The 23068-nt window shown below is 44.4% G+C and carries 17 protein-coding genes; 10 read left to right on the top strand and 7 right to left on the bottom strand.

Annotated features, from left to right (window positions below):
* Positions 1–51: 51 nt before the first annotated feature.
* Positions 52–2520, bottom strand: a complete 2469-nt coding sequence (locus ACMXYU_RS12675) for an EAL domain-containing protein (protein ID WP_415898965.1) — start codon at positions 2518–2520, stop codon at positions 52–54.
* Complete coding sequence (locus ACMXYU_RS12670; protein ID WP_415898964.1) at positions 2517–4160, bottom strand: FecR domain-containing protein; 1644 nt, start codon at positions 4158–4160, stop codon at positions 2517–2519. The genes ACMXYU_RS12675 and ACMXYU_RS12670 overlap by 4 nt, the downstream gene beginning before the upstream one ends.
* 194 nt (positions 4161–4354) lie before the next feature.
* Here ACMXYU_RS12670 and ACMXYU_RS12665 point away from each other — a divergent pair, with 194 nt between their 5' ends.
* The 6 genes from ACMXYU_RS12665 to ACMXYU_RS12640 all read left to right on the top strand — a co-directional run bounded on the left by ACMXYU_RS12665 (position 4355) and on the right by ACMXYU_RS12640 (position 14375).
* On the top strand, positions 4355–5185 hold the full coding sequence (locus ACMXYU_RS12665) for a hypothetical protein (RefSeq protein WP_415898963.1): 831 nt from the start codon (positions 4355–4357) through the stop codon (positions 5183–5185).
* Positions 5186–5387: 202 nt separating this feature from the next.
* Positions 5388–7850: a putative bifunctional diguanylate cyclase/phosphodiesterase gene (locus ACMXYU_RS12660; protein WP_415898962.1), complete on the top strand. Its 2463-nt coding sequence runs from the start codon at positions 5388–5390 to the stop codon at positions 7848–7850.
* 82 nt (positions 7851–7932) lie between these two features.
* Entirely contained in the window at positions 7933–8415 is a 483-nt protein-coding gene (locus ACMXYU_RS12655) for a hypothetical protein (protein WP_415888976.1), read from the top strand.
* A gap of 71 nt (positions 8416–8486) precedes the next feature.
* Positions 8487–9791 carry a TolC family protein gene (locus ACMXYU_RS12650; RefSeq protein WP_415898961.1) on the top strand — a complete coding sequence of 435 codons (1305 nt, stop codon included), beginning with the start codon at positions 8487–8489 and terminating at the stop codon, positions 9789–9791.
* Positions 9784–11265, top strand: a complete 1482-nt coding sequence (locus ACMXYU_RS12645) for an efflux RND transporter periplasmic adaptor subunit (RefSeq protein WP_415898960.1) — start codon at positions 9784–9786, stop codon at positions 11263–11265. Before ACMXYU_RS12650 ends, ACMXYU_RS12645 begins: the two co-directional genes overlap by 8 nt.
* Positions 11262–14375, top strand: coding sequence for an efflux RND transporter permease subunit (locus ACMXYU_RS12640; protein ID WP_415898959.1), 3114 nt, complete (start codon positions 11262–11264; stop codon positions 14373–14375). The genes ACMXYU_RS12645 and ACMXYU_RS12640 overlap by 4 nt, the downstream gene beginning before the upstream one ends.
* Positions 14376–14470: 95 nt before the next feature.
* Here the strand turns inward: ACMXYU_RS12640 and ACMXYU_RS12635 are convergent, their stop codons facing one another.
* Together ACMXYU_RS12635 and ACMXYU_RS12630 are read right to left on the bottom strand one after the other, a co-directional pair.
* Positions 14471–14773 carry an STAS domain-containing protein gene (locus ACMXYU_RS12635; protein ID WP_415898958.1) on the bottom strand — a complete coding sequence of 101 codons (303 nt, stop codon included), beginning with the start codon at positions 14771–14773 and terminating at the stop codon, positions 14471–14473.
* Between the two features lie 245 nt (positions 14774–15018).
* Positions 15019–17040 carry a diguanylate cyclase domain-containing protein gene (locus ACMXYU_RS12630; protein ID WP_415898957.1) on the bottom strand — a complete coding sequence of 674 codons (2022 nt, stop codon included), beginning with the start codon at positions 17038–17040 and terminating at the stop codon, positions 15019–15021.
* Positions 17041–17251: 211 nt separating this feature from the next.
* Here ACMXYU_RS12630 and ACMXYU_RS12625 point away from each other — a divergent pair, with 211 nt between their 5' ends.
* Positions 17252–18184 carry a GGDEF domain-containing protein gene (locus ACMXYU_RS12625; RefSeq protein ID WP_415898956.1) on the top strand — a complete coding sequence of 311 codons (933 nt, stop codon included), beginning with the start codon at positions 17252–17254 and terminating at the stop codon, positions 18182–18184.
* Between the two features lie 31 nt (positions 18185–18215).
* On the opposite strand, the gene ACMXYU_RS12620 is transcribed toward ACMXYU_RS12625, so the two are convergent.
* Positions 18216–19097, bottom strand: coding sequence for a LysR family transcriptional regulator (locus ACMXYU_RS12620; RefSeq protein ID WP_415898955.1), 882 nt, complete (start codon positions 19095–19097; stop codon positions 18216–18218).
* A gap of 134 nt (positions 19098–19231) precedes the next feature.
* Between ACMXYU_RS12620 and ACMXYU_RS12615 the strand changes: the two genes are divergently transcribed.
* The 3 genes from ACMXYU_RS12615 to ACMXYU_RS12605 are packed head-to-tail and all read left to right on the top strand — an operon-like array spanning position 19232 to position 21672.
* The gene (locus ACMXYU_RS12615) at positions 19232–19828 is read left to right on the top strand and encodes an FMN-dependent NADH-azoreductase (protein WP_415898954.1); all 597 of its coding nucleotides are present in this window, start codon (positions 19232–19234) and stop codon (positions 19826–19828) included.
* 15 nt (positions 19829–19843) lie between these two features.
* Entirely contained in the window at positions 19844–20824 is a 981-nt protein-coding gene (locus ACMXYU_RS12610) for a glutathione S-transferase family protein (RefSeq protein ID WP_415898953.1), read from the top strand.
* Entirely contained in the window at positions 20821–21672 is an 852-nt protein-coding gene (locus ACMXYU_RS12605) for a pirin family protein (RefSeq protein WP_415898952.1), read from the top strand. Before ACMXYU_RS12610 ends, ACMXYU_RS12605 begins: the two co-directional genes overlap by 4 nt.
* Before the next feature lie 12 nt (positions 21673–21684).
* Here the strand turns inward: ACMXYU_RS12605 and ACMXYU_RS12600 are convergent, their stop codons facing one another.
* Together ACMXYU_RS12600 and ACMXYU_RS12595 are read right to left on the bottom strand one after the other, a co-directional pair.
* A complete protein-coding gene (locus ACMXYU_RS12600; protein WP_415898951.1) occupies positions 21685–22446 on the bottom strand; it encodes a glycerophosphoryl diester phosphodiesterase in 762 nt (253 codons plus the stop codon).
* The gene (locus tag ACMXYU_RS12595; protein ID WP_415898950.1) at positions 22443–23060 is read right to left on the bottom strand and encodes a glutathione S-transferase family protein; all 618 of its coding nucleotides are present in this window, start codon (positions 23058–23060) and stop codon (positions 22443–22445) included. Before ACMXYU_RS12595 ends, ACMXYU_RS12600 begins: the two co-directional genes overlap by 4 nt.
* Between the last annotated feature and the right edge of the window lie 8 nt (positions 23061–23068).

Genomic DNA, 23068 nt, shown 5'->3' with positions numbered 1-23068 from the left:
CCAGAATTAACCCGTTATATATACGTTGAACGGTAGAAGATTAAAAGCGGTTCAATCGGATTTTTGGCTTCTATCATCAGGGGTGAGGTAGCGAGATTGGTTGATGAGTTTGGATATTTCGTGAGAAGGAAGTGGTTTACTAAAGTAAAAACCTTGTAGCTCATCACAGGTTTGGGTTAGCAGGAAACCTCGTTGTTGCTGAGTTTCTACACCCTCCGCAATGATCTGAAGTTTGAGACTTCGTGCCATAGTGATAATTGCTTGGGTTATCTCTGCGCTTTCAGCGCTTTCATCTAAATCGCGGACAAAGCTTTGGTCGATTTTGATGCGATCTAACGGGAACTGTTTCAGATAGCTTAAGGAGGAGTAGCCCGTACCGAAATCATCGATTGCGATTTGTATGCCCATAGCTTTGAGGCGAGTTAGAGTCGTGATGGTTTCTTGATGATCATCCATCAAGGCTGACTCTGTTAGCTCTACTTCTAGCAAATCTGGGGATAACTGAGTCTGTTGCAGTATACGTTCAATTTTTTCGATAAGTTGTTCGTCACGGAACTGCACAGCCGATAAGTTGACGGCGATGCGTATCGGCTTGTCATTTTGCCAATTCCATGTGGCTGCTTGGCGACAGGCGGTCTCCATAACCCATTCACCAATGTTGATGATCAAACCGCTTTTCTCGGCGATTGGTATAAATACTGCTGGGGAAATAGGTCCGCGCGTTGGGTGTTTCCAGCGTAATAGGGCTTCTAGGCCGATAACTTGCCCGGTCAAGCTCAACACTTGAGGTTGGTAATAAACTTCAAATTGATCTTGGCTCAAGGCTTGATGGAGATCGGCAACTAACGAAGATTCGTCGATGATTTGTTGTTTCAGGCTTGTAGAATAAAAGCAGAGTTCCCGTTTAGGGTTTGATTTGGCTTTCTGCATGGCCGTGTAGGCATTATTGATTAACGGTTCGCATTCGCTGCCGTCTTGGGAATACAAACTAATGCCGATTGAAGGTTTAAAGAAGAAATGCTGGTCTTCTAGTTGGCAAGGAAGACGGAGCAACTGTAGTAAACGGCGGCCTATTTGCTCTGCATTACTGTGATCAGTCTGCTTAGGTAACATCACAGCAAACTCAATCCCACCTAAACGTGCAACAGGATAATGGAAACCCACGGCGGTTTTTATTTGCTGGGCCGCTATATTCAGTGCGCTATCACCTGCCGAGATGCTGAGGCGGTTATTAACCTCTTTAATCCCGCTCAGTTGGATCACCAGAAAGGCGATGATTTCACCCACTTGGGCTTCACCGATAGCAGTATCAAGCTGGCTTTTTATCATCTCTCGATTCGGTAGGTGAGTAATCGGATCAAAATTCAGTTGCTGATAAACTTCTTTATTGAGCTTAGTGATCTGTCGCTGCGAGGCGTTATAACGTTTCCAGCTCAAGAACATAAAAAAGAGAGCTTGTAGCGCTAGTGCATCTGTTGGTGAGAACCAGAGTTTTAGTTCATTAAATAAAGTGATTGTCAGCGTAACGGTTACTGCAATGGCAAAAAGGATGCTTAACGGATAATAGCGACGCGGTAACAGATACATAAAAGGTAAAACGGTCAGGGCCAGCCCTAAGGTGATGATTAGATGAACGGTCGGCGTAAGCTCAAATAAAAAGCGTTTATCCATTAATGCCGCAGCAATATTGGCATTTAATTCAACACCAGGCATACGCTGATGTTGGCCGGATACAGGTGTGCTTATCGCATCTCCCATACCGGATGCGGTGGCGCCCACTAACACGGTTTTTCCTGATAATTTATCTAGTTCCACCGTGCCATTAAGTACATCGATGTATGAATAGCGCTGGATGGTTCCAGGGGGGCCATAAAATGGAATTAAAAAGGGGATCTGGCGAAGCCAGCCTGAACCTGACGGAGACGCAGATTTCTTAAAGGGGAGATCGGTTTGTGCCTCTTGGGAGCTTTGATAGAGCGCTAGACCCAACGTTGGCCAATGAGGATCACCTAAACCCGCGTAAAGGTAAACTCTTCGACTAATTCCATCCAAATCTATTTCGGTGTCTACATGACCAATGCCATCACTGGGCGCAGCTAAAGTTGGGATAGGTAGTAGCTCTTTGATGCCTTCTGGGTTGTCTGTCTTTTCGGGCGCCATAGCCAAGATTACGCGGCCATGTTGGGCTATTGCTCGGGCAAAGTCCTGATCGGCTTCTGGACTGTCTGTTTCAGAAAAGAGAATATCAAAGGCAACGGCTGAGGTATTAGCTTCTGTAAGTTGTGAAAGCATATCCGCGTGGATACTGCGACTCCAAGGCCAGCGTCCTAATTGCGATAAGCTCGCGTCATCTATTGCAATGATTGCGATATTTTCAGGAGGATTATCTAATTCCTGAGAGATCAGGGTGTCGTAAGCAATAAGGTCAACACGTTGGAGTAGGGAGCTATTATAGCCGATCACAATACTGAGAAAGAGTAATCCCAGAATGATTAATTGTTGTAATCGGCGTTTAATCATAACAACAAGATGGTCAATACAAATGATCCAAATACATAAACCCAACTATCACTCGGAGGAGGGGTAAGCTCCTGAGTTACACCCCAGGCACCTGCATAGCCATCATCGGCCAATGCCCTTACTCGGATGTAGCGATAACCTTCGGGCCGAGGAATAGCTATTTCTGGTTCTGCCACGGTTGTATCTGTAAGGATAGTTGCAAATTTACGATCGCGGGCAATTTGCACCTGATATGTTTGTTCGTATTTGCTGGATGCCCATGACAGTTTTACTTCTTGTTCATCTTGTTCTAGCTCTGGCTGGGGTGTAGCCGGTATAGGCTTAACATCAAATACCCGGGTATCGCTGTACGGGCCTTGTTCACCTTTACTATCAACGCTTGCCAAACGCCAAAAATAGGTTTGTGATTCGGCCAAGCCTGTTAGGTTTAGGTTGGGTGTGGTTAGGCCTGAATCAGATGTAACAATATTTTGGAAGTTAGCGTCAGTTGCTATCTCTACTATATAGTTTTCGGCATCACTGGAACGGGTCCACTCTAATAAAGGCGTTTGGCCTCTAAGCGTTGCTTTATTCGCTGGCGCCATAGGGAATGGCGGTTGTGGACGTGCATTCAGAATGATTGCTTGATTGGTAGCGAAGCCTTCAATGCCATCATGATCGATGGCTCTAACTTGCAGGTAATAAGTATTGTCTGCGAGGTCTGGCAGATTGATACGGTTACGAGGACTGTGGCTATCCCATAAAATCGTTGTCATCTGGTCAGATTTTGAGATTTGAGCTCGATAGTTGGCTGCTTTTGAATTTTCGTTCCAGCGAACTTCATAACCAATTTGCTGTATTTCCTCGGGGAGCTCTAGTAGCGTTGGTGCTGGTTGCAGCTTCTTCGGCACCATTGGCGCTTTATTCTTTTCAACGGTTGTACCGAAGCCTGATCTGACTAAACGTGTTCTTTTAGCGCCTTTTACAGCAACTCCGCCCTCAAGCACTTCGATACGTGCCGTATTGTTATCCGCTGAATAGGCTGTACGGAACTCAGTGCCTCTGACGGCTGAAATGGCTGCAGGGGTATGGATCTCTAAACGAGCACCATCACCTCTTTGTGGCTGTGCCACGGTGTCAATTTCCCCCGAGATCAGTTGCACTCGAGAATCGACCATACCTGTTTCACCGTATTGGCGTAGGTGATTAAAGCTAACTCGCGAGTTTTGTAGCACCAGCATCTCACTACCATCCGCAAAACGGACAATAACACTTGCTTGGTTGCCCGTATGAAGCTGATCGCCTAAGTTAAACTTTGATTTGAGCGTAAGTATTTCTTGGCTGTTATCAGCGTGCTTGATTATTTTTGCATCTCCTTCAATGGCAGTAGCAACGGTGGAGGCCGGTTGAGACTTAATCCAAGCAAGAGGGACCCTAAGTTTGGTGTTTTCGGGAATGCGTTTAGGGTCAGCAATATTGTTAATTTTCTGGAGCTGCTTCCAATAGGAGGTTTTGTAGAGATGTTTTTGGCTAAATTCTGACAGAGTGTCCCCTTCTACCACTGAATAAACCCACTCTTGGGCCATAGCATTAGGCGCTACCAGTAGAATGCATGAAATTGCTAAGGTACGGAATAATTGGGTAGGGGAATTGGTAGCCATAATCAGTTTCCTTTGATTATTTCATCTCAAACTCTGATCTAGATTAGAACAGAATTTAATTTAGTCAGGGATTAAATTTGGGTTACATCCCGTTAGCTTATTGAAAAGTATAAGTTATAAAGCGATTTTAGAGTGCTTTTACTGTCATAATGTTTTAAACATGTTAGCCGCCTAAAATTGGTCTGGATAATCGAATGTCTGAAATACCTGCAACTTTATCGACTTCCGCCTTAGCTAAGGCACTCAAGAAAACAACGAAGCAGATGTTTGCTGAGTTAGAAACCTTAGGATGGATTGAGCGTCAAAATGAGGCGTGGAAACTAACGACTAAGGGTGAGTTTGAAGGTGGTAAGTATCGTGAAAGTCAGAAATTTGGTCGATACATTATATGGCCAAGGGAGGTTGCGGAGCATAAAGCGTTATCCAGTCCCGATGCTGGTTTACTCAGCCTCTCCCAATTAAGTAAGCACTTTTCACTGAGTCGTATTGCCATGGAGCAGGTTCTTCAAGAGATGGCTTGGATTCGCGCTAATAAAAAAGGTTGGCAAGTAACTTCGTTAGGTGAAAAAAATGGTGCTCATCAACGGGAAAACAGATCCACGGGTGTACCTTATGTTTTATGGTCTGATTCAACTCTAGATCATGAAGTGTTGATCGATTGGGTCGAAGAAGTTCAGACGGGTTTAAATGATATAGAGCTTCGCTGTTGTGATGGTCATCAAGTTGCAAATGAAGCTGAGCGTTTAATTGATAATTGGCTATATTTCTCTGGATTAGCACATGCTTATAAGCGCCGTCTGCCGTTTCCTGAAACGCTTTATGCTGATTTCTATCTGCCTCAGCATCATCTTTATGTCGAATATTGGGGAGATCAGGTAACAGCTACTGAGCTATCTGCTAAGATGCGTAAAAAAGAGCTTCTAAAAGCAAATAATTGTGCTTGTATTGAAATCCAGGATGAAGATTTATTACAGTTAGATGAAGCATTAACTAGGAAGTTACTAAATCACAACATTGAAATTTGAAGTCTGTTCCTAAGTCTTACGCATCCATGGATGTTTGAGCGCGATCCGAGTCTTATACAGTCTTGTTTAGAAGTGCGTCAAAAACATAAAAAAAGACGTTAAAGCAGTATATCTATTCTATGCTGAAGTGAGGGCTCTTAAGCTGATAATGGCTAATTAAGGGAGTTTGTTCACTGGCAAGAGTTAAGACAGTGGAATCTGGATGACAGAAGTTTTCAAAGTTAAACAAAGATTAGCTTTTAGGCTGGCCAAATATTCAGTCATTATGGCGTTTGTCATTGGCTTAGTTTTGACGACTGCGCAAGTGTTGGAAGATTTCCATCTGCAAGATAGCCAGTTTGACCAAACTATCCATAAAATCCTCAATGCCAGCAAACCTCCTGCTACCCGTGCTGTTCATACTCTAGACCATACACTCGCTAAAGAAGTTGTTTTTGGTTTGATGCAATATTCGTTTATTGCTGAGGTCAAAATTTCGGATGAATTAGGCGAAGTACTGGCATCACAGGTGGTCCCTGATCCTGTAAAGAAATCATCTACGCTGTGGCTCACGGAAAAAATCTCCAGTGCCCATAAAACCTATACACTTGATCTTCAAGCCCCTGGCTTTGTCGATATTGCACCTGGCAAGCTACAGGTCGTCGTCAATAAAGACCAAGCGTTTCAACCTTTCTTTGAGCGCGCTTTAACCATTTTTATTGCTGGTCTAGTGCGTAATGTACTGCTTGCCATCTGCCTGATTGCGATTTTCCATGCTGTATTAACTAAACCTTTGGCCAGGTTGGCGAGTCAGTTCGCGAGTGTCGACTTAAATGACGACAGGAAGGGGATAAAACTACATGTCCCTGAGGTTCATAAAGATACTGAGTTAGGCTTATTGAATCATGCCGGTAATGAGTTTATCTCTACCGTTCACAACTTAGTGCATGAACTTAAGGAGAGTCATCAAGCTTTATCTAAGAGTGAAGCTCGTCTCGCTCAACTAATCAACCAGGTGCCGCAGTTGATCATGGCGATCAATAAAAGTGGTGATATTCTGTTTGCAAATCGCCAGTTTGCCGAATTCTATGAGATGCCTGTAGAGGAAATCGCTGGCAATGCTTTATTAAAACTCCACCCCTATATCGAAGAGGTTGCCGAGCTAGAATCGATTCGTAGATGTGTTGAAGTACATCAAACTGAAGCAGAAATTAGTGACTTTACTTGGACTCATAAAAGTGGAAAAACCATGCACTTTACTGTGCAGGCCGCTCCGTTTGAGTATTTTTCCGAACCTGTCGTGTTGTTTGCTGCGACAGATATTTCTGAACAGAAGATGGTTCAGGACCATATAAGCCATATGGCAAACCATGACAGTCTGACAGGGCTTCCTAATCGTACTCTGCTCAATGACCGTTTAGAGCTCTCTTTGGCGAATAGTCAGCGTAATGGTAAATGTAATGGTTTGTTATTTATCGATTTGGATCACTTTAAAACGATTAATGACTCTTTAGGGCACAGTGTCGGGGATCAGCTACTGAAAAAGGTAGCGGATATTTTGACTAAACAAGTACGAGCCAGTGATACGGTCGCGCGATTAGGCGGAGATGAGTTTGTCATCCTGCTGCAGTCTTTTGATGGCAACGAAGATGAAGTGACTAAAGACATCGAGCATGTCTGTGAAAAACTGTTAGAGCTGCTGGCTGAGCCTATAGAGGTTAAACAACATCAGCTTCGTATCGGCGCGAGTATAGGTATTGTGCTTTATCCACTTGCTGACAAAGGAATTGATGACCTTATGCGCTTTGCAGATACCGCTATGTATCATGCAAAAGAGAGTGGTCGAAATGGTTATGCTTTTTACCATCACACCATGACGGCAGCTGTGGAAAAGCAGCAAAATATGGAAAATCAGCTGCATTGTGCGTTAGAGAGAGAGGAGTTCCGTGTTCACTTTCAACCTTTGGTGGATGTGAGTGGTGAAGTATTTGGCTTTGAAGCATTGATCCGTTGGCAGCATCCTGAGCGTGGGTTAGTGCCACCAATAGAGTTTATTCCGAGTCTAGAAGTCAGTGGCATGATTGTTCCTGTCAGTAATTGGCTGATAGGGGAATGCTCTAGGCAGATAGTGGAATGGAAAAAGAGTGGTTTTTGGCGAGAAGGTTGGTACTTGTCGATCAATATAAGTCCGTTGCAATTCTATCAAGCTGACATGATTCCAGCGTTGAAAGAGGCGATTACCCAAGCTGGAGCTGATGTTAAAAATATTTGTTTGGAAATAACTGAGACAGTTGCAGTAGAAAATATTGAGTTTGCTGTTAGCCGCTTACAAAAGATTCGAGATTTAGGTATTAAAATCGCCCTAGATGATTTTGGCACGGGTTACTCGTCATTGAGCTATCTAAAGGATCTGCCTATAGATATAGTGAAAATTGATCGCTCCTTTGTTCAGGAGTTGGGTGAAAACAGCAAAAGCCAATGTATTGTCGAAGCTGTGATCAATATCGCTAAGGCTTATAACCTTCGCGTGATTGCAGAAGGCGTAGAAACTAAAGAGCAGCTAATCATGGCGAATAAAGTCGGTTGTCATGTTTTTCAAGGTTTCTATATTGAAAGGCCTCAGCCACCGAAAAGTCTGCGTAGCTCTTATCTGAAAGACTCCATTGAGAGTAAGTATTTTGGTTAGGAACTTTTTAGTTAAATTGCTCTCTATAGAATGATCCTCCTGTTTAGGTTAAAGTGACCCCAAATTGAGATTGGAATATTAAATGCAAACGGCTTACCCCATTAGCAAAAAGAGCAGATTGATAGCAGCGTTTAGCTTGCTGTTTTTTGTGCTGTATTGCTCCGTTGGCGTTTGTACCAATCTATTTGCTAGTTCCTCATCGGATAGCACACCCTCTGTCAGCTTATCGACGAATGCAGCTTTAGTCGGATCTAATCATTCAGATCACAGTATGCATACGGGTATGTCGTCTGATCAGCCTGCTAAAAATGCATCTTTAGCCCATTGTGATGGTCAGCCGAAAAGTTGTGACTGGAGTATCAATCCAGTTGTCGATCCGGTTGCTGATGCCATTCCTGATATGACCTTTTTCTTGCAATACCTGTTATCAGGTGTTGTTGTGCTGTTCAGTATCTTGCTGGTAACAGCATATAAGCTTTCTTACGGCTATTCCTTTGTTAGGGAACGATGTCGTTTCTCCGGTGTGCCGAGGCTGCACCTACAACAGGCTGTTTTCTTAAATTAATTTCCTGACCCTTTTTATATCGGTTACCGCCTATTTCGGTGGTGTTTTGATGTATCAACGGGACAGGATCTATGCGTTTATCCCCATTATTTATCATTAGTCTGCTGACTTTCAGCAGCATTACTCAAGCAGAACTGAGTTTGGATTCTGCTATTCAGAATGCTCTTAGTTCTGATCATTGGAATCAAAGCAGTGTGCATCAGGAGCAGGCACTACGTGCTAAAGCGATCGCGAGTGCTCAATTGCCTGATCCGAAATTAAGGCTTGGGTTGGCAAATTTGCCAACAGATAGTTTTGATTTCCAACAAGAGAACATGACTCAGTTACAGCTAGGTGTCTCACAACAATTTCCTAGGGGTAACAGCTTGGCGTTGTCACAACAGCAGTGGCAGCAAAAAGCGGCAAAAAGCCCGCTACAACGTCAACTGCGTGCTGCTAGTGTGAAACTTAATGTCTCTCAGGCGTGGCTAAAACTGCATCAATCAAAAGCGCAGTTGACACATTTCAAAGCTAAACAGCATATTTTTAATGAACTGGTAGCAGTGAGTCGGGCTAATTACCGCTCGGGTAAAGCCTTACGTCATGAGGTTTTGGATGCTGAAGTAAAACTTACGCAACTGAAAGACCGCATGCTGCAGTTAGAGCAGATGATTCAAGTCCAAAAAGGTTCATTACAGCAGTGGTTGACGGTTGAATCTTTTGATCAATCTATCGCTACGGGGTTTGATCTAGACTTACTTTTTTCAGGCAAGATTACACAGGCAGAGCAAGATCGATCGATCTTACAACATCCTCAGATTCAGATTCTGAAAAAGAACATTGCGATTGAGGATAAAGCGGTTGAGATAGCGGACCAGGCTTATAAACCTGCATTCAAACTCGATGCAAATTATGGTTATCGCGCTGATCATGAAAATGGTCGTGACCGAGCGGATCTGTTTAGTGTCGCTGTGACCATGGATCTGCCGCTGTTCCCTGAAAAGCGTCAAGATCAGCATCATCGTGCTGCAGTACAGCAGCGGGAAGCCAGTAAAGCGATTTACCTACTTAAAGCGCGTGAGTTAAGAGCCGAATTAGCCATAGCTAAAGCTAATCTACAAGGCTATGAACAGCGCTTAGCCATCTACAACCAAGCCTACTTAAAGCAGTTATCAGCCAAACGAAAATCGGCATTGCGTGCATACGCATCAGCGGAGTCTGGTTTTAAAGTTGTATCTATTGCAGCTATGGAAGAACTCGAAGCTCAACAGCAACAGATCCTTCTGCAACATCAGGTAGCAATGGCGACAGCGAAGGTGAATTTCTACTTTGCAGGTGAAGACCCAATAGTGATTAACAACGCTCATCCAGCTCAAGGAGGTATGAACAATGAATAAGGCTGTGCTAACAATAGGAGCTTTATTAATTGGGACTTCGGCCGGCTACTTTCTGTCTCAGAAAAAAGCCGATAACGCTGGCTCCTCAACCGCCGCAAATGATCAGCCTCTGTATTGGGTTGCACCGATGGATCCAAACTATAAACGCGATAAACCAGGTCTCTCTCCTATGGGGATGGATTTAGTACCTGTTTATGAAGAGGATCTAGCGGGTGGTGATTCTCCGGGGACAATCTCAATCTCCCCGGAGGTTGAAAACAATCTTTCTGTACGCACAGAAGCGGTTTTGTTTAGTCCGTTGCAAGCGCAATTAAAAACCGTGGGTTATGTCGGGGTTGATCAGGAGAGAGTGACCGATATCCATTCACGTATTTCTGGTTGGGTTGAGCAAGTTAAGGTCAGCGTCAAAGGTGAATATGTTGAAAAAGGATCGCTATTGTATGAGGTGTATTCCCCTGAATTGGTGAATGCTCAGGAAGAGTATTTAGCAGCCTTACGCAGCGGTAATCGTTTTTTACGTAATGCCAGTGAAAGTAAATTGGTCGCGCTGGGCGTATCTAAGACTGTGCTCTCAACTTTAAATAAACAGCGGCAGCCTCTCCAAAAGTTACCTGTTTATGCGCCCGTATCAGGGTATATCGATCAGATCTCGTTGCGTAGAGGTACCTATATTAAGCCCAATAGCCGTTTATTGACGATCGCGCCTTTAGATCAGGTTTGGGTGACCGCAGAACTATATGAACGTCAAGGCAGCGCCGTACAGAAGGGCGATGTGGCCGAAATGACCTTAGCGTTTATGCCAGGGAAAATCTGGCGCGGCCAGGTTGACTATGTTTACCCGACGGTTAATCAAAAAACACGAACGTTGAATGTCCGTTTACGTTTCGATAACTCTGACCTGCTACTTAAACCGGATATGTTTGCTCAGATCACTATTCAGTCGGCACCGACCAAACCTATGCTGAATGTGTCAGATACAGCCGTCATCAAAACCGGCGATCAAGATCGTATTGTTCTGGCTTTGGGAGAGGGTAAATATAAATCGGTTGAAGTTAAAACCGGTCCAAGTATGGCTGGACGCACCGCAATTATTCAGGGTTTATTTCCAGAGGATAAAGTCGTTACATCGGCTCAGTTTATGCTCGATTCCGAGTCCAGTATCAGTTCTGATTTCTTACGCCTGACACCACCGGCCATGGGGCTGATTGATGAAGTGTGGGTTGGCGCAACAGTTGAAGAGATCAATCTTGAATCACGCCTCTTAACGATCAGACATGAAGCGATTCGAGAGTGGAAGCAGGATGCTATGTTGATGCAGGTTAAAGCTGATGAATCCTTAGATTTAGAAGCTTTACGTAATGCTGGCTCGTTACAAATCCGTTTACGCGGTGCCAATATGAGCGACTTGCAGTTAACGGATTTTATATTGCCGCGCCCTAAAGCCCCAGAAAGTATCCCTGGGGGTAAACTATGATCAAAGGGATAATTTATTGGTCGATACACAATCGTTTTTTTGTTCTGCTGACGACGGTGATCTTAATTGGTTGGGGGGCTTATGCAGTCAAAAACACGCCGATTGATGCGATTCCAGACCTCTCCGATGTTCAGGTAATTATTAAAACTAGTTATCCCGGCCAAGCACCACAAGTGGTTGAGGATCAGGTCACTTATCCACTGACGACGGCGATGTTGTCGGTACCGGGCGCAAAAACAGTACGTGGCTTCTCATTCTTCGGGGATTCATACGTTTATGTGATTTTTGACGAAGGAACAGATCTCTATTGGGCGCGTAGCCGAGTATTAGAGTATCTCAGCCAAGTTAGCTCGTCTCTACCTGATAGTGCCAAACCGCAGCTTGGGCCTGATGCCACAGGGGTGGGGTGGGTCTACCTATATGCATTGGTCGATCGCACGGGACAGCATGATTTAGCCCAGCTGCGGAGTATTCAGGATTGGTTTTTAAAGTATGAGTTGCAGACGGTATCGGGGGTATCAGAAGTCGCTCCTATCGGTGGCATGGTCAAGCAATATCAAGTCAAAGTAGATCCGGAAAAGCTTCGTGCTTTCGATGTACCGCTGTCGCATATCAATCTGGCGATCAAACGCGCTAACCAAGAGAGCGGTGCCTCGGTCATTGAGATGGCCGAAGCCGAATATATGGTCAGAGCGAGTGGCTATTTAGATGGCTTGGAAGCAATTAAAAATATTCCACTGGGTGCCACCCCTCAAGGCACGCCGCTATTACTGCAAGAGCTCGCTGATGTGACAGTCGGGCCTCAGATGCGCCGTGGTATTGCTGAACTTGATGGTGAAGGCGAAGTTGTAGGTGGTGTGGTCGTGATGCGCTTTGGTGAAAACGCTCAGGCAACGATTGAGGGAGTCAAAGCTAAGTTAGAAGAGCTCAAACGTAGCCTACCTGAAGGTGTAGAAGTCGTCACAGTGTATGACCGCTCAGGCCTGATTGATCGAGCAGTGGATAACTTATTTGAGAAACTGGTAGAAGAGTTTGTCGTAGTTATTATTGTTTGTGCCTTGTTTCTGTTCCATTTCCGCTCCTCGTTGGTGGTGATTATCAGTCTGCCTATTGGGATTTTGGCGGCGTTTATCGTCATGTATTACCAAGGGATCAATGCCAACATCATGTCTTTGGGCGGGATTGCCATAGCCATCGGAGCCATGGTGGATGGTGCCATTGTGCTCATCGAGAATGTGCATAAACACATTGAGCGTCGACCGCTAACAGATGAAAACCGCTGGCAGGTTATCGCTGAGGCGTCTGCAGAGGTTGGACCAGCACTCTTTTTCAGCCTGTTGATCATTACCATGAGCTTTATCCCTGTGTTTGCTTTGGAAGCACAAGAGGGACGTATGTTCTCGCCTTTGGCTTATACCAAAACTTATGCAATGGCCGCAGCTGCAGGGTTTGCAATTACCTTGGTACCGGTTCTGATGGGGTACTGTATCCGCGGTAATGTGCTTCCAGAAAGTAAGAACCCAGTGAATCGTATTCTCCAAGCGATCTACGTGCCGGTGATTCGTTTAGTCCTAAATTGGCCTAAGTTCACCGTTGTTTTGGCATTGACGGTTACGGTGATTGGTTTTTGGCCTGTGAATAAAATCGGTAGCGAATTTATACCGCCTCTGGATGAAGGCGATCTGATGTATATGCCAACCACTTACCCAGGGATCTCAATTGGTAAGGCACGAGAGCTATTGCAGCAAACGGATAAGTTGATTCGTACGGTGCCTGAAGTTGAGCGTGTATTTGGCAAAATTGGACGTGCGGAAACCGCGACAGATCCAGCGCCGCTGACCATGATCGAAACCTTTATCACGTTGAAACCGCGTGAGCAGTGGCGTGAAGGAATGACGACCGAAAAACTGACCAAAGAGTTGGATAAGATCGTCAAATTGCCGGGACTGACCAATGCTTGGGTAATGCCGATTAAAACCCGTATCGATATGCTGGCGACAGGTATTAAAACCCCAGTTGGTTTAAAGGTTGCTGGGCCTGATCTCAAAGTAATTGAAGACATAGGTAAGCAACTAGAACAGGTGCTGGTGGATGTAGAGGGCACCTCATCTGTTTATTCCGAGCGTGTTGCGGGTGGGCGCTACGTTAAGGTCGATATCCAACGTCAAAAAGCAGCGCGATATGGTCTTAATATTGCCGATATTCAGTTAGTGATTACCAGCGCTATTGGCGGCAAAAATGTTGGCGAGACCGTTGAGGGCTTAGAGCGTTATCCGATCAATGTGCGTTATCCACAAGCTTACCGAGATTCGGTGGAACAACTGCGTTTGTTACCACTGGTCACACCGACAGGCGCACGTATCGCTTTGGCGGATGTTGCTGATATTTCGATAGAGGCAGGGCCTCCAGGGATTAAAAGTGAAAATGCTCGGCCTAATGGTTGGACTTATGTCGATATTGAAGGACGAGACTTAGGCTCTTATGTCGCTGATGCGCAAAAGATCGTGGCTGAGCAAGTCCAGTTGCCATCTGGTTATTCGATTAACTGGTCGGGGCAGTATGAATATCTACTCCGTGCGAAAGAGCGTCTGACTTATGTGATCCCTCTGACCTTAGCCATCATTGTGGTTCTCCTTTACCTTAGCTTTCGCCGATTTGCGGAAGTGGCAATGATTTTAGGGACACTACCATTGGCGCTGATAGGCGGGGTTTGGATGCTTTATCTAAACCAGTTCAACTTCTCTGTTGCCGTTGGCGTAGGCTTTATCGCTTTGGCGGGTGTAGCGGTCGAGATAGGTGTGATATTGCTGGTCTATCTCAACCAAGCCTATGAAGAAAAGTGTCGAGAGATGCCAGAAGGCCTCACTCTTCAAGCTTTGCAGGAAGCTATCATTGAAGGCGCTGGTAAGCGAGTCAGACCTATTTTGATGACGGTTGCTACGGTGATCGCAGGCTTGTTACCGATTATGTATGGAGAAGGAACTGGTGCTGAAATTATGCAAAGAATCGCGGCGCCGATGGTTGGCGGAATGGCCAGCGCTTTAGTGTTAACGCTGATTCTGTTACCGGCTGTTTATTATCTGTGGCGAAAGCACGGGTTAAAACACTAGAAAAGGCAGTTAAGGAATCTTGAGAAAATCGTTCACACATCCATATTGTGTGTTCGATTTTTTTGGGTGGGTAAAGATTGGTCTATCAAATCTGTTTAGACAACTTTGAATAACTGATCGAAGTTTGCCAGTTTTAATATCCGCAGTGCGGTCTCAGAAGGACGAACTAACGTCACTTTTCCGTTGATGTTTTCCACATGCTCTTTGGCAATTAGGAGCATACCTAAAGCTGAGCTATCGATAAATTTGGTGGATGACAAATTGATAGCGATATTGGTTCTAGGTGTTTTGATATCTCTGTATGCATCTCTAAACGCTTTGTGAATGGAGTAATCGAATCGTTCACCAATGGAGATAGTGAGTTCTTGGTTATCCTGATTTAAATGGGTCTGGATCATCTGCTCGCTCCGACTTCAGCTTTTACAGAAAGCGATTTATTGAATGGTTGTACAATATTTAATCATGTTGAAAAATTTCTGCTCCGACTCAAGTCAATAAACTCAACATAAATCGATCAGGATGTAGTCATTCGGGTGGGTTTACCGTCTTGAGATGAGAATAAGGTGATTGTCAAAGAGCTTAAGCTCGTTATTCCAAAACTTCTTCCAGCTTCGGAGTTTCTAAGATAAATAGAAGAGTGGAATTAACCAGAGAGTTTGCTTCCTGCTTGGTGAAGAGTCTCTCGATTATGATTCTGGAGGTTATCTAGTTCACCAATACAGAAGCATGACTTGCCTTTAGCTTTGGCCTCCAGCATTAACATATCCGCTGCTTTTAGCAGATCATCCCGGCTTTCACTATTGTGGCGCGATACCGCAATACCAATACTCACACCTAGTTGGCATTGTGTGCCTTTTAACGATAATGGGTGTTTTAGGTTATCGATAATCCGGTTGGCAATCTCTTCCAGTTGATTCTGGTTTTGCGGGTTATGGATCATCAAGACAAACTCATCCCCGCCAATTCTTGCTAAGGTGTCATTTTGGCGTAGCATTTGACTAAGACGGTGACTCACAAGCATCAATGCCTCATCGCCGGCTTCATGGCCTAAGTCATCATTGATCGGTTTAAAGTTATCCAAATCGAGATAGAAGAGTGCCAGTGAGGTTTTCTCTTTACGCGCTTGAAGAAGAGATCGCTCCAATTCTTGAATAAAGTGACGGCGATTATATAAACCGGTGAGAGGGTCATGCTCCGCCATGTGCCTGATTTTGTTTTCAGCGTTAGTACGTTTTAACTGCGAGCGAGTATAAAGGTAGGTACCTACGCCTGTGACCAGCGCCAACAGAGCACTGATGATGATCATCAAGTTAAGTCGTTCTAAACTCTTTTGCGCAACAAGTTGTTTGTCTATAAAAGTGATCAGTAACCATTGCGGCCAATCGCCTGCATTCTGCTCGAACTGTTCAATACGTTGATCTTGGCTTAGTAAGACTCGGTGGAAAACATAGTAACCGTTCTTCTGTTCTAACGAGCCAATATGCTTATCTGAGAGTGCTTGCCAAAGTTCAGGATTTAGAACTGGCAAAGGGGAGGGCTGATTATCTTCGTACATAAATGCCCACAGCTTTTCTTTTGATTCCCCATGTAACCAGTAGCCATCCTGGTTGAGCATCATGATCTTTCCTTGACTCAAGCTTTGAGCATCATCGAGATGCTGGATTAGATGGCTGGCATTGAGGTTAATAACGATTAACCCCATGAGATTTTGCAGCGGGTCTTTGACTGGTGTCGCGATACGCGTAATAGGTTTGTGTGGTATCTCGATTTCACCGTGTTCAATATTTAGATCTAATGGTGAAATATAAACTTTACCGTGATCGAGTTTGCCTGTTTCTGGGACGTAATAGCGGTTTATCTTATTTTGCAGATCTTGTTCAGGAACAATCTCAGTACGCTGTTGGCCTTTGTTTATCCGAACTTGTTCACGACCTTTTTCATCAATAAAACGAATCTGGTCGTAGCTATGTTTGATATCAACAATGTTTCTAAACTCTAACTGGACTTCAGTAACTGCGTTTTCATTCCCAGATAGATGTCTCACAAAGTCTGGTTGTGAAGCTAGGGTGCGCGTGTCTAACACAGCTTCTGCGATACGATAGCTGAGGGCTTTATCGATGAGAATGAGCTGTTCGGCTTCGTTTTTAATGATCTTATCTTTTAGGTCTTCTGACTGTGTTTGAAATACATTGATTAGAAATAGCAGTAGCAGAGAAACCCCAAACAGGTAGGAAGTTGTATAGCGAATCTCGATTCTATTTAAGAAGCTAGTAAAGGCAGTTGCGTGTGGATAGAACACGTAGATATAGACCGCTATTGAACTAATCGATGCGAAAGCTAGGGATTTAAAATCAAACAGCAGAATGTTGTTTAAATGTTCTAGACTGATAATGGATTGCAGTAGGGTCAGAGATAGCTCGATTCCAAAAACGCTGAGGCCTACTTGAAGAAACAACCACTCTCGAACTTTTTCAGAAGGTTGAATCTGACGGTAATAAGCGAAGATAAATCTAAGAATGATTAACGAAACAAGCGCAAGAATAGATGCATTGGCGGCTGCTTCGAACCAGTAATATTCGGTATTTAGGTTTAATGACGAGATAAGTTTAGATGTAATGCTCTCGGTTATTAGCAATGCAAAAAATAAAATGATAACCGGCATCATCGTATTGGTTTCTCGGAAATTTGGGATAAGTTGTACAAAAAAGAACGGCAGATATTATCAAAAGGTCTGATTAAAAACTACACAGTTAAATGAGTAGTTTTGAATCCTCTTTTGACCCCTATCATGCTCGTCTTTTGGGGTTGTTGTTAGACTTTATATGGGCACTGTCAAACAGTGTGGTTTTGTTTCATTTTGAGAGAGAAAATGTCCGTTGATTAAACTGGAAAGCAGTCGTTTAATTTGGATCTCCATCTGTATTATCTTCCTGTGCCCTGCGGCGGTCGCTGTGGTTGCGTTGTCTTATGAAGGGGCAATTCCTAAGATTACCGAAGTAGAAATTCTGGATGTTGCTGGGGAGCTTTTACTATTAGTCCTTGTTCAATTTTGGATTGTCACGATCGCCTATGCGGGCCTGAGATTTAGGACTTATATCTATTTACTGTGTGGTTTCGGCATCATCACTATGGCTAATACTGCTGACTTACTCGATGAGTTTATTTTCGATCATGTTGGTACGTTAAAGTTAATTGAGAATGCGGCTTACCCTATAGGTATGATGCTAGCGACAATTGGCTTGTTTAAATTGAGTCAGGACTACAGGGACTTACTCCAACAGGTTCATAAAGATCGCGATGACTGGCGTAGTAAGGCCAATCATGATCAATTAACGGGTCTTCTAAACAGGCGTTACTTTTTTGAAATGATGCCTAAGGTTATGGATACTTCTTGGGATAATGACTGTGATCCAGTTCCTGCGTTGCTGATGTTAGATATCGACTTCTTTAAATCAGTAAATGATAAGTTTGGTCATGATAAAGGTGACCTGTTGCTGGCAGCAGTTGGTAAATCTATCAGCCAATTTTGTCGGCATGATGATGCGGGCTTTCGCTTAGGCGGAGAAGAGTTTGGTGTACTGCTAACAGGCGCAGATGAGGATCGAGTATTAGAAGCGGCTCAACGTTTAAGACAACGTTTAAACAGTATCCATATCAAAACAGAGCAGGGCGAACTGGTTTCGCGTACTGTGAGTATTGGTGTGAGTTTTTTGCACACTACAGATTCACTCGATAGCTGGATGAAGAAGGCTGATAGTGCCTTATATCAAGCAAAAGAGCAGGGACGAAATCGAGTGGTGATCGCCTAACTCTTTGATGGTTATCTTTGACGATAAGCGCTTACAAACGTTGTAAGCGCTTTTGTAATAACTCTCCAAATAACTTCGTTGCTGGCCCTGCATAATCTCCTTCCGCGTAGATCATATTTAGCTGAACACTTTTCTTAGCACCGGCATTCAGAGGAAGCGGTTTGAGTAGCCCTTGTTCTAGTTCCTTTTCGATTTTAAGGCTTGGGTACCAAGCATAGCCTAAGCCACGGCAGGCAGCGGCGATTGAGGTGGTAAAGTTGCTTAGGGTGAGGCGCTGTTCAGCGCCAAGCCAACCTGAATCTACATCTCGGCTACCCGAATCTCTAATCACTAACTGACGATGCAGACGTAAGTCTTTGTGATCTAAAGAGCGGTTAAGTTGATGAAGAGGATGCTCTGGGGTCGCTACAGCTATAAAGCTGATATCTAAAATAGGGTCGCCCATAAACCCTGGAGGTATACGTGATCCAATTACTATATCAGCTTCTTTTCTGAGTAAGGCTTCATCGGTGCCACTTAATACCGTTTCGATAAACTCGATTCGGGTTAGGGGACTCTGTTGTGTAAATTCAGCAATCACATCTAGCATGAGCCATTCTGGAAACAGGGCATCCATCGCGATACGAATATCTGGCTCCCAGCCTTCTGAAAACTGTTTAGCTAAGTTTTCCATCTGCTGCGCTTCTTCTACTAAAACCCGAGCTCTGCGATAGAGGGTTTTTCCAGCGGCAGTCAAAACCGCTTTACGACCTTCGACTTTAAAGGCTTGTACGCTCAGGGTGCTCTCTAGCTTTTGAATCGCGTAGCTGATGGAGGATTGGCTTTTGTTCATCGCTTCAGCTGCGGTTGCGTAGCCGCCATTTTCGACCACCGCGATGAGGCTTTGCCATTGTTCCAGAGTAACTTGAGGCATTATTTATCTAATTTTTCGATTAAATTGAGCGAATTATAGCTATTTTTAATCACTTAATTAAATAAGAGAATGTTTCCATCAGTTACAGAGACAGATCTGTAAGAACGAAAGAACAGATTTTTAAGGTGAATTCGATGGCTAAATTACTACATATTAAATCCAGCATTTTTGGTAACGGCGGTAAATCAAGTCAGTTGGCTGATAACTTTATTGAGCAGTGGTTAGAGAAGCATCCACAAGGCCAAGTGATTGTTCGTGATCTGGTTGCCGAAGATGTTCCGCATCTTGATGCGGCTGTTATGACGGCATTATCGACACCGGCTGATGAGCGCAGTGCGGAACAGCAAGCGATTGTTGCTCGCTCAGATCTCTTTATTACAGAGTTAAAAGCTGCAGATGAGATTGTGATGGGCGTACCAATGTATAACTTTGGCGTACCGACTCAGATGAAAGCTTATTTCGATTTGATTGCCCGTGCAGGAGTGACATTTAAATATACCGAGCAGGGACCGGTTGGTTTGATTGCAAGTAAACCCGTTTACCTATTGGCTACACGTGGTGGTCTATATCGTGATCAGGGCCATGACTTTCAGATCCCTTTTGTGCAGCAGTTCCTTAACTTTATCGGCCTAAGTGAGAGTGAGGTTATTTATGCTGAAGGGCTAAGCATGGGTGATTTGGCCGAAAGTTCTTTAGCCAAAGCTAACCAGCAGATTGCTGCTATCCATTAATTAAGGAGATACACAATGGGCTTGTTGATTGATGGACAGTGGCATGACCAGTGGTATGACACTAAGAGCAATAAAGGTGAATTTGTTCGTAACGAATCACAGTTTCGTAACTGGGTAACTAAAGACGGTAGCGCTGGGCCTAGTGGTAAAGCAGGCTTTAAAGCTGAAGCAGGTCGTTATCATCTTTATGTCTCTCTGGCTTGTCCATGGGCGCATCGCACACTAATTATGCGTGAGTTAAAGGGGCTGACGGATTATATCTCGGTTGATGTTGTACACCCGCTCATGTTTGAACATGGTTGGACGTTTGCGAGTGATTTTGCGGCGAGCGCGGGTGATAGCTTATTCGGTCATGATTATTTACATCAGGTGTATACCCAAGCGGAGCCAAACTATAGCGGGCGAGTCACTGTTCCAGTTTTATGGGATAAGCAGACCAATACCATTGTGAATAACGAGTCGTCCGAAATTATTCGTATGCTTAACAGTGCTTTTGATGATATTGGCGCAAAGGAAGGTGATTTTTATCCTGAAGTCCTTAGCGGTCAGATTGATGAGGCCAATAAGTGGGTCTACGACAAAGTCAATAATGGCGTTTACCGAGCAGGTTTTGCTACCTCGCAAACGGCTTATGATGCTGCCGTAGTGGAGTTATTCACAGCCTTGGATCAGTTGGATGAGCGTCTATCACAACAGCGCTTTTTAGTGGGTAACCAATTTACTGAAGCTGATCTGCGTTTATTCACAACCTTGGTCCGTTTTGATCCTGTGTATGAGACGCACTTTAAATGTGATCTACGTCGAATTGTCGATTATCCAGCGTTATCAGGCTATCTACGTGAGATTTACCAGATGGCTAATATCGCGGAAACGGTAGATATGGATCACATCAGGCACCACTACTACCGCAGCCATCGTACTATTAATCCGACGGGTGTGATTTCAGTGGGTCCAGAATTTGATTTAAATGCACCACATGGTCGGGAGGCATTATGAGTAAGTTAGACAATCTGCGCAGTATTAAACGCATAATCCCAGCAAAAGACAGTATGGATGGTGCTGGGGTTAAACTGAAGCGCAGCATAGGTAGAAGTGAAGCTACTCGTATTGATCCTTTTCTGATGTTGGATGCGTTTTCATCTGATAATCCAGATGATTATCTGGCTGGGTTTCCAGCTCACCCCCACCGTGGTTTTGAAACTGTGACCTATATGTTGGATGGGCACATGATCCATCGTGATCATATGGGCAATGAAGGGGATCTAAGAGCGGGTGGTGTGCAATGGATGAAAGCAGGCAGAGGGGTGATCCATGAGGAACGGCCTCAGCGGGTAGACGGTGTGATGCGTGGTTTTCAGTTGTGGATAAACCTTCCCGCTGCAGAAAAGATGCAACCGGCCTCTTATCAAAATATTGAACCTGAAGAGGTGCCACAATTAATCGGTGAAGGTTATGAATTGAAAGTTGTGGCAGGTGAAATAAATTTGGAAGGCCAAGCATTAAAAGGGCCTGTTCAAAATAGTGCTACAGAACCAATGTATTGTGACCTGCTGCTTAAAGCTGGAAAGGAGATCGAGTTGGCTCTGCCAGAGTTCCATAACGCTGCGATCTACCTTTTTGAAGGCGAAGCTGAGGTCGCTGGGGAGCTAATTGATCAACACCAAGTAGCTGAGCTTTCTGAAGGTAAAGGCGTTGTTATCAAAGCACAAAGTGATAGCCGTATGTTGATCTTGGCAGGCAAGCCTATTCGCGAACCTGTGGTCCAGTATGGTCCTTTTGTAATGAATACAATGGCTGAGATTGAGCAAGCGTTGACGGATTACCGCGAAAACCGTTTGGTTTGACTATGGTTTTTTTTACTGGGAAGCACAGGTTTTGTTTAGATTATTCGAGGGGATATAGGGCCGCATTAACGGCGGATTATCGGTGAATATTCCATCAACTCCCCAGTCAAAAAGCACCGCAGCTTGAGTGGGGTCGTTACAGGTATAGCAATAGAGCTCGTACCCTGCTTGTTTGATCACTTGCACATCACTTTGTGTGATTAGGTTAGCATCACAATGTAGGCTAACTGCATCTAGCATCTCGGCTTTCAGCTGCCATAGTTCTGGTAGGTGGTCATAAAGCAGGCCTATCTGAGCTTGAGGGTCTAGCGCCTTATAAGCGCTCAACAGGTCAAAGTTGTAACAACTGATAATCAACTTCTCGGGGGCCTGCCAATAGACGCTGATCTGCTCAAAGACTCTTTCTGCAACGATATCTGGCTCTAAATCGAAAGGTTTTATCTCCAGATTCAGGCCCAGTTGCAGTTCTTGGCAAAGCCTTAATGCATCCGAAAGGTGTGGCATAGGTTCATCTACCCATTCTGGGTGGAACCAACTGCCAGCATCCAGTAGAGGAAGGGCATCTAAGCTTATAGCACTTAATGGTCCTTGCTGATTGGTACAGCGATCTAGATGCTCATCATGAAATAAAACAGGCGTAGAATCACCGAGCAGAGTGGTGTCGAGTTCAACCCAAGTAACACCGCATTCAGCAGCCATCTGAATACCTGCTAAAGTATTCTCGGGAGCTAAATGCGCAGCCCCCCTATGGCCAATGATACGGCTGGCGATCATGGAATCTGCATTCCTCTCTGGACGAATTCAATATGGCCCATCCGTTCCATCCAAGCTTTCACAAACGGAAATTTGTCAGGATCTACATGTTGCCACTCATAACGCATAGCCCATGGGTAGATGGCGAAATCTGCAATTGAAAGCTCTTCCCCAATCACAAACTGTTTATTTGATAACTGCGTATCGAGAGTTTGCCATAAGCGCTGGGCTTCGTTGTTGTAGCGTTGTTTGGCATAGTCTGAAGCATCAGGTGCAAAGCGATTAAAATGATGTGCTTGCCCTAAGAACGGACCAAAACCACCCATCTGCCACATTAACCATTGTAGGCACTCTAGGCGGGCTTGTGGGTCTGAGGGGATAAATTCACCGGCTTTTTCAGCCAAGTAAATTAAAATTGCGCCGCTTTCAAATAGTTGGACGGTTTCGCCGTTTGGACCTTCATCGTCGACTAGAGCAGGAATTTTGCTATTTGGACTAATCGCTTTAAACACAGGTTCAAATTGTTCTTTCTCGAAAATATTAACTGGATGGACTCGATAGGGAAGACGAAGAGCTTCCAACATGATGGATATCTTTCGCCCGTTTGGTGTTCCCCAAGTGTATAAATCGATCATCGCAGTGC

The organism is Neptuniibacter sp. QD48_11 (assembly GCF_047778095.1).
Classification (GTDB): domain Bacteria; phylum Pseudomonadota; class Gammaproteobacteria; order Pseudomonadales; family Balneatricaceae; genus Neptuniibacter.
Note: the sequence above shows the minus strand (reverse complement) of the source record. Positions and strands in the feature narration are given on the sequence as shown.

Coding starts and splice junctions, on each gene's coding strand:
- ACMXYU_RS12675 (WP_415898965.1), bottom strand. CDS start 2,520: ATGATTAAACGCCGATTACAACAATTAATCATTCTGGGATTACTCTTT.
- ACMXYU_RS12670 (WP_415898964.1), bottom strand. CDS start 4,160: ATGGCTACCAATTCCCCTACCCAATTATTCCGTACCTTAGCAATTTCA.
- ACMXYU_RS12665 (WP_415898963.1), top strand. CDS start 4,355: ATGTCTGAAATACCTGCAACTTTATCGACTTCCGCCTTAGCTAAGGCA.
- ACMXYU_RS12660 (WP_415898962.1), top strand. CDS start 5,388: ATGACAGAAGTTTTCAAAGTTAAACAAAGATTAGCTTTTAGGCTGGCC.
- ACMXYU_RS12655 (WP_415888976.1), top strand. CDS start 7,933: ATGCAAACGGCTTACCCCATTAGCAAAAAGAGCAGATTGATAGCAGCG.
- ACMXYU_RS12650 (WP_415898961.1), top strand. CDS start 8,487: ATGCGTTTATCCCCATTATTTATCATTAGTCTGCTGACTTTCAGCAGC.
- ACMXYU_RS12645 (WP_415898960.1), top strand. CDS start 9,784: ATGAATAAGGCTGTGCTAACAATAGGAGCTTTATTAATTGGGACTTCG.
- ACMXYU_RS12640 (WP_415898959.1), top strand. CDS start 11,262: ATGATCAAAGGGATAATTTATTGGTCGATACACAATCGTTTTTTTGTT.
- ACMXYU_RS12635 (WP_415898958.1), bottom strand. CDS start 14,773: ATGATCCAGACCCATTTAAATCAGGATAACCAAGAACTCACTATCTCC.
- ACMXYU_RS12630 (WP_415898957.1), bottom strand. CDS start 17,040: ATGATGCCGGTTATCATTTTATTTTTTGCATTGCTAATAACCGAGAGC.
- ACMXYU_RS12620 (WP_415898955.1), bottom strand. CDS start 19,097: ATGCCTCAAGTTACTCTGGAACAATGGCAAAGCCTCATCGCGGTGGTC.
- ACMXYU_RS12615 (WP_415898954.1), top strand. CDS start 19,232: ATGGCTAAATTACTACATATTAAATCCAGCATTTTTGGTAACGGCGGT.
- ACMXYU_RS12610 (WP_415898953.1), top strand. CDS start 19,844: ATGGGCTTGTTGATTGATGGACAGTGGCATGACCAGTGGTATGACACT.
- ACMXYU_RS12605 (WP_415898952.1), top strand. CDS start 20,821: ATGAGTAAGTTAGACAATCTGCGCAGTATTAAACGCATAATCCCAGCA.
- ACMXYU_RS12600 (WP_415898951.1), bottom strand. CDS start 22,446: ATGATCGCCAGCCGTATCATTGGCCATAGGGGGGCTGCGCATTTAGCT.
- ACMXYU_RS12595 (WP_415898950.1), bottom strand. CDS start 23,060: ATGATCGATTTATACACTTGGGGAACACCAAACGGGCGAAAGATATCC.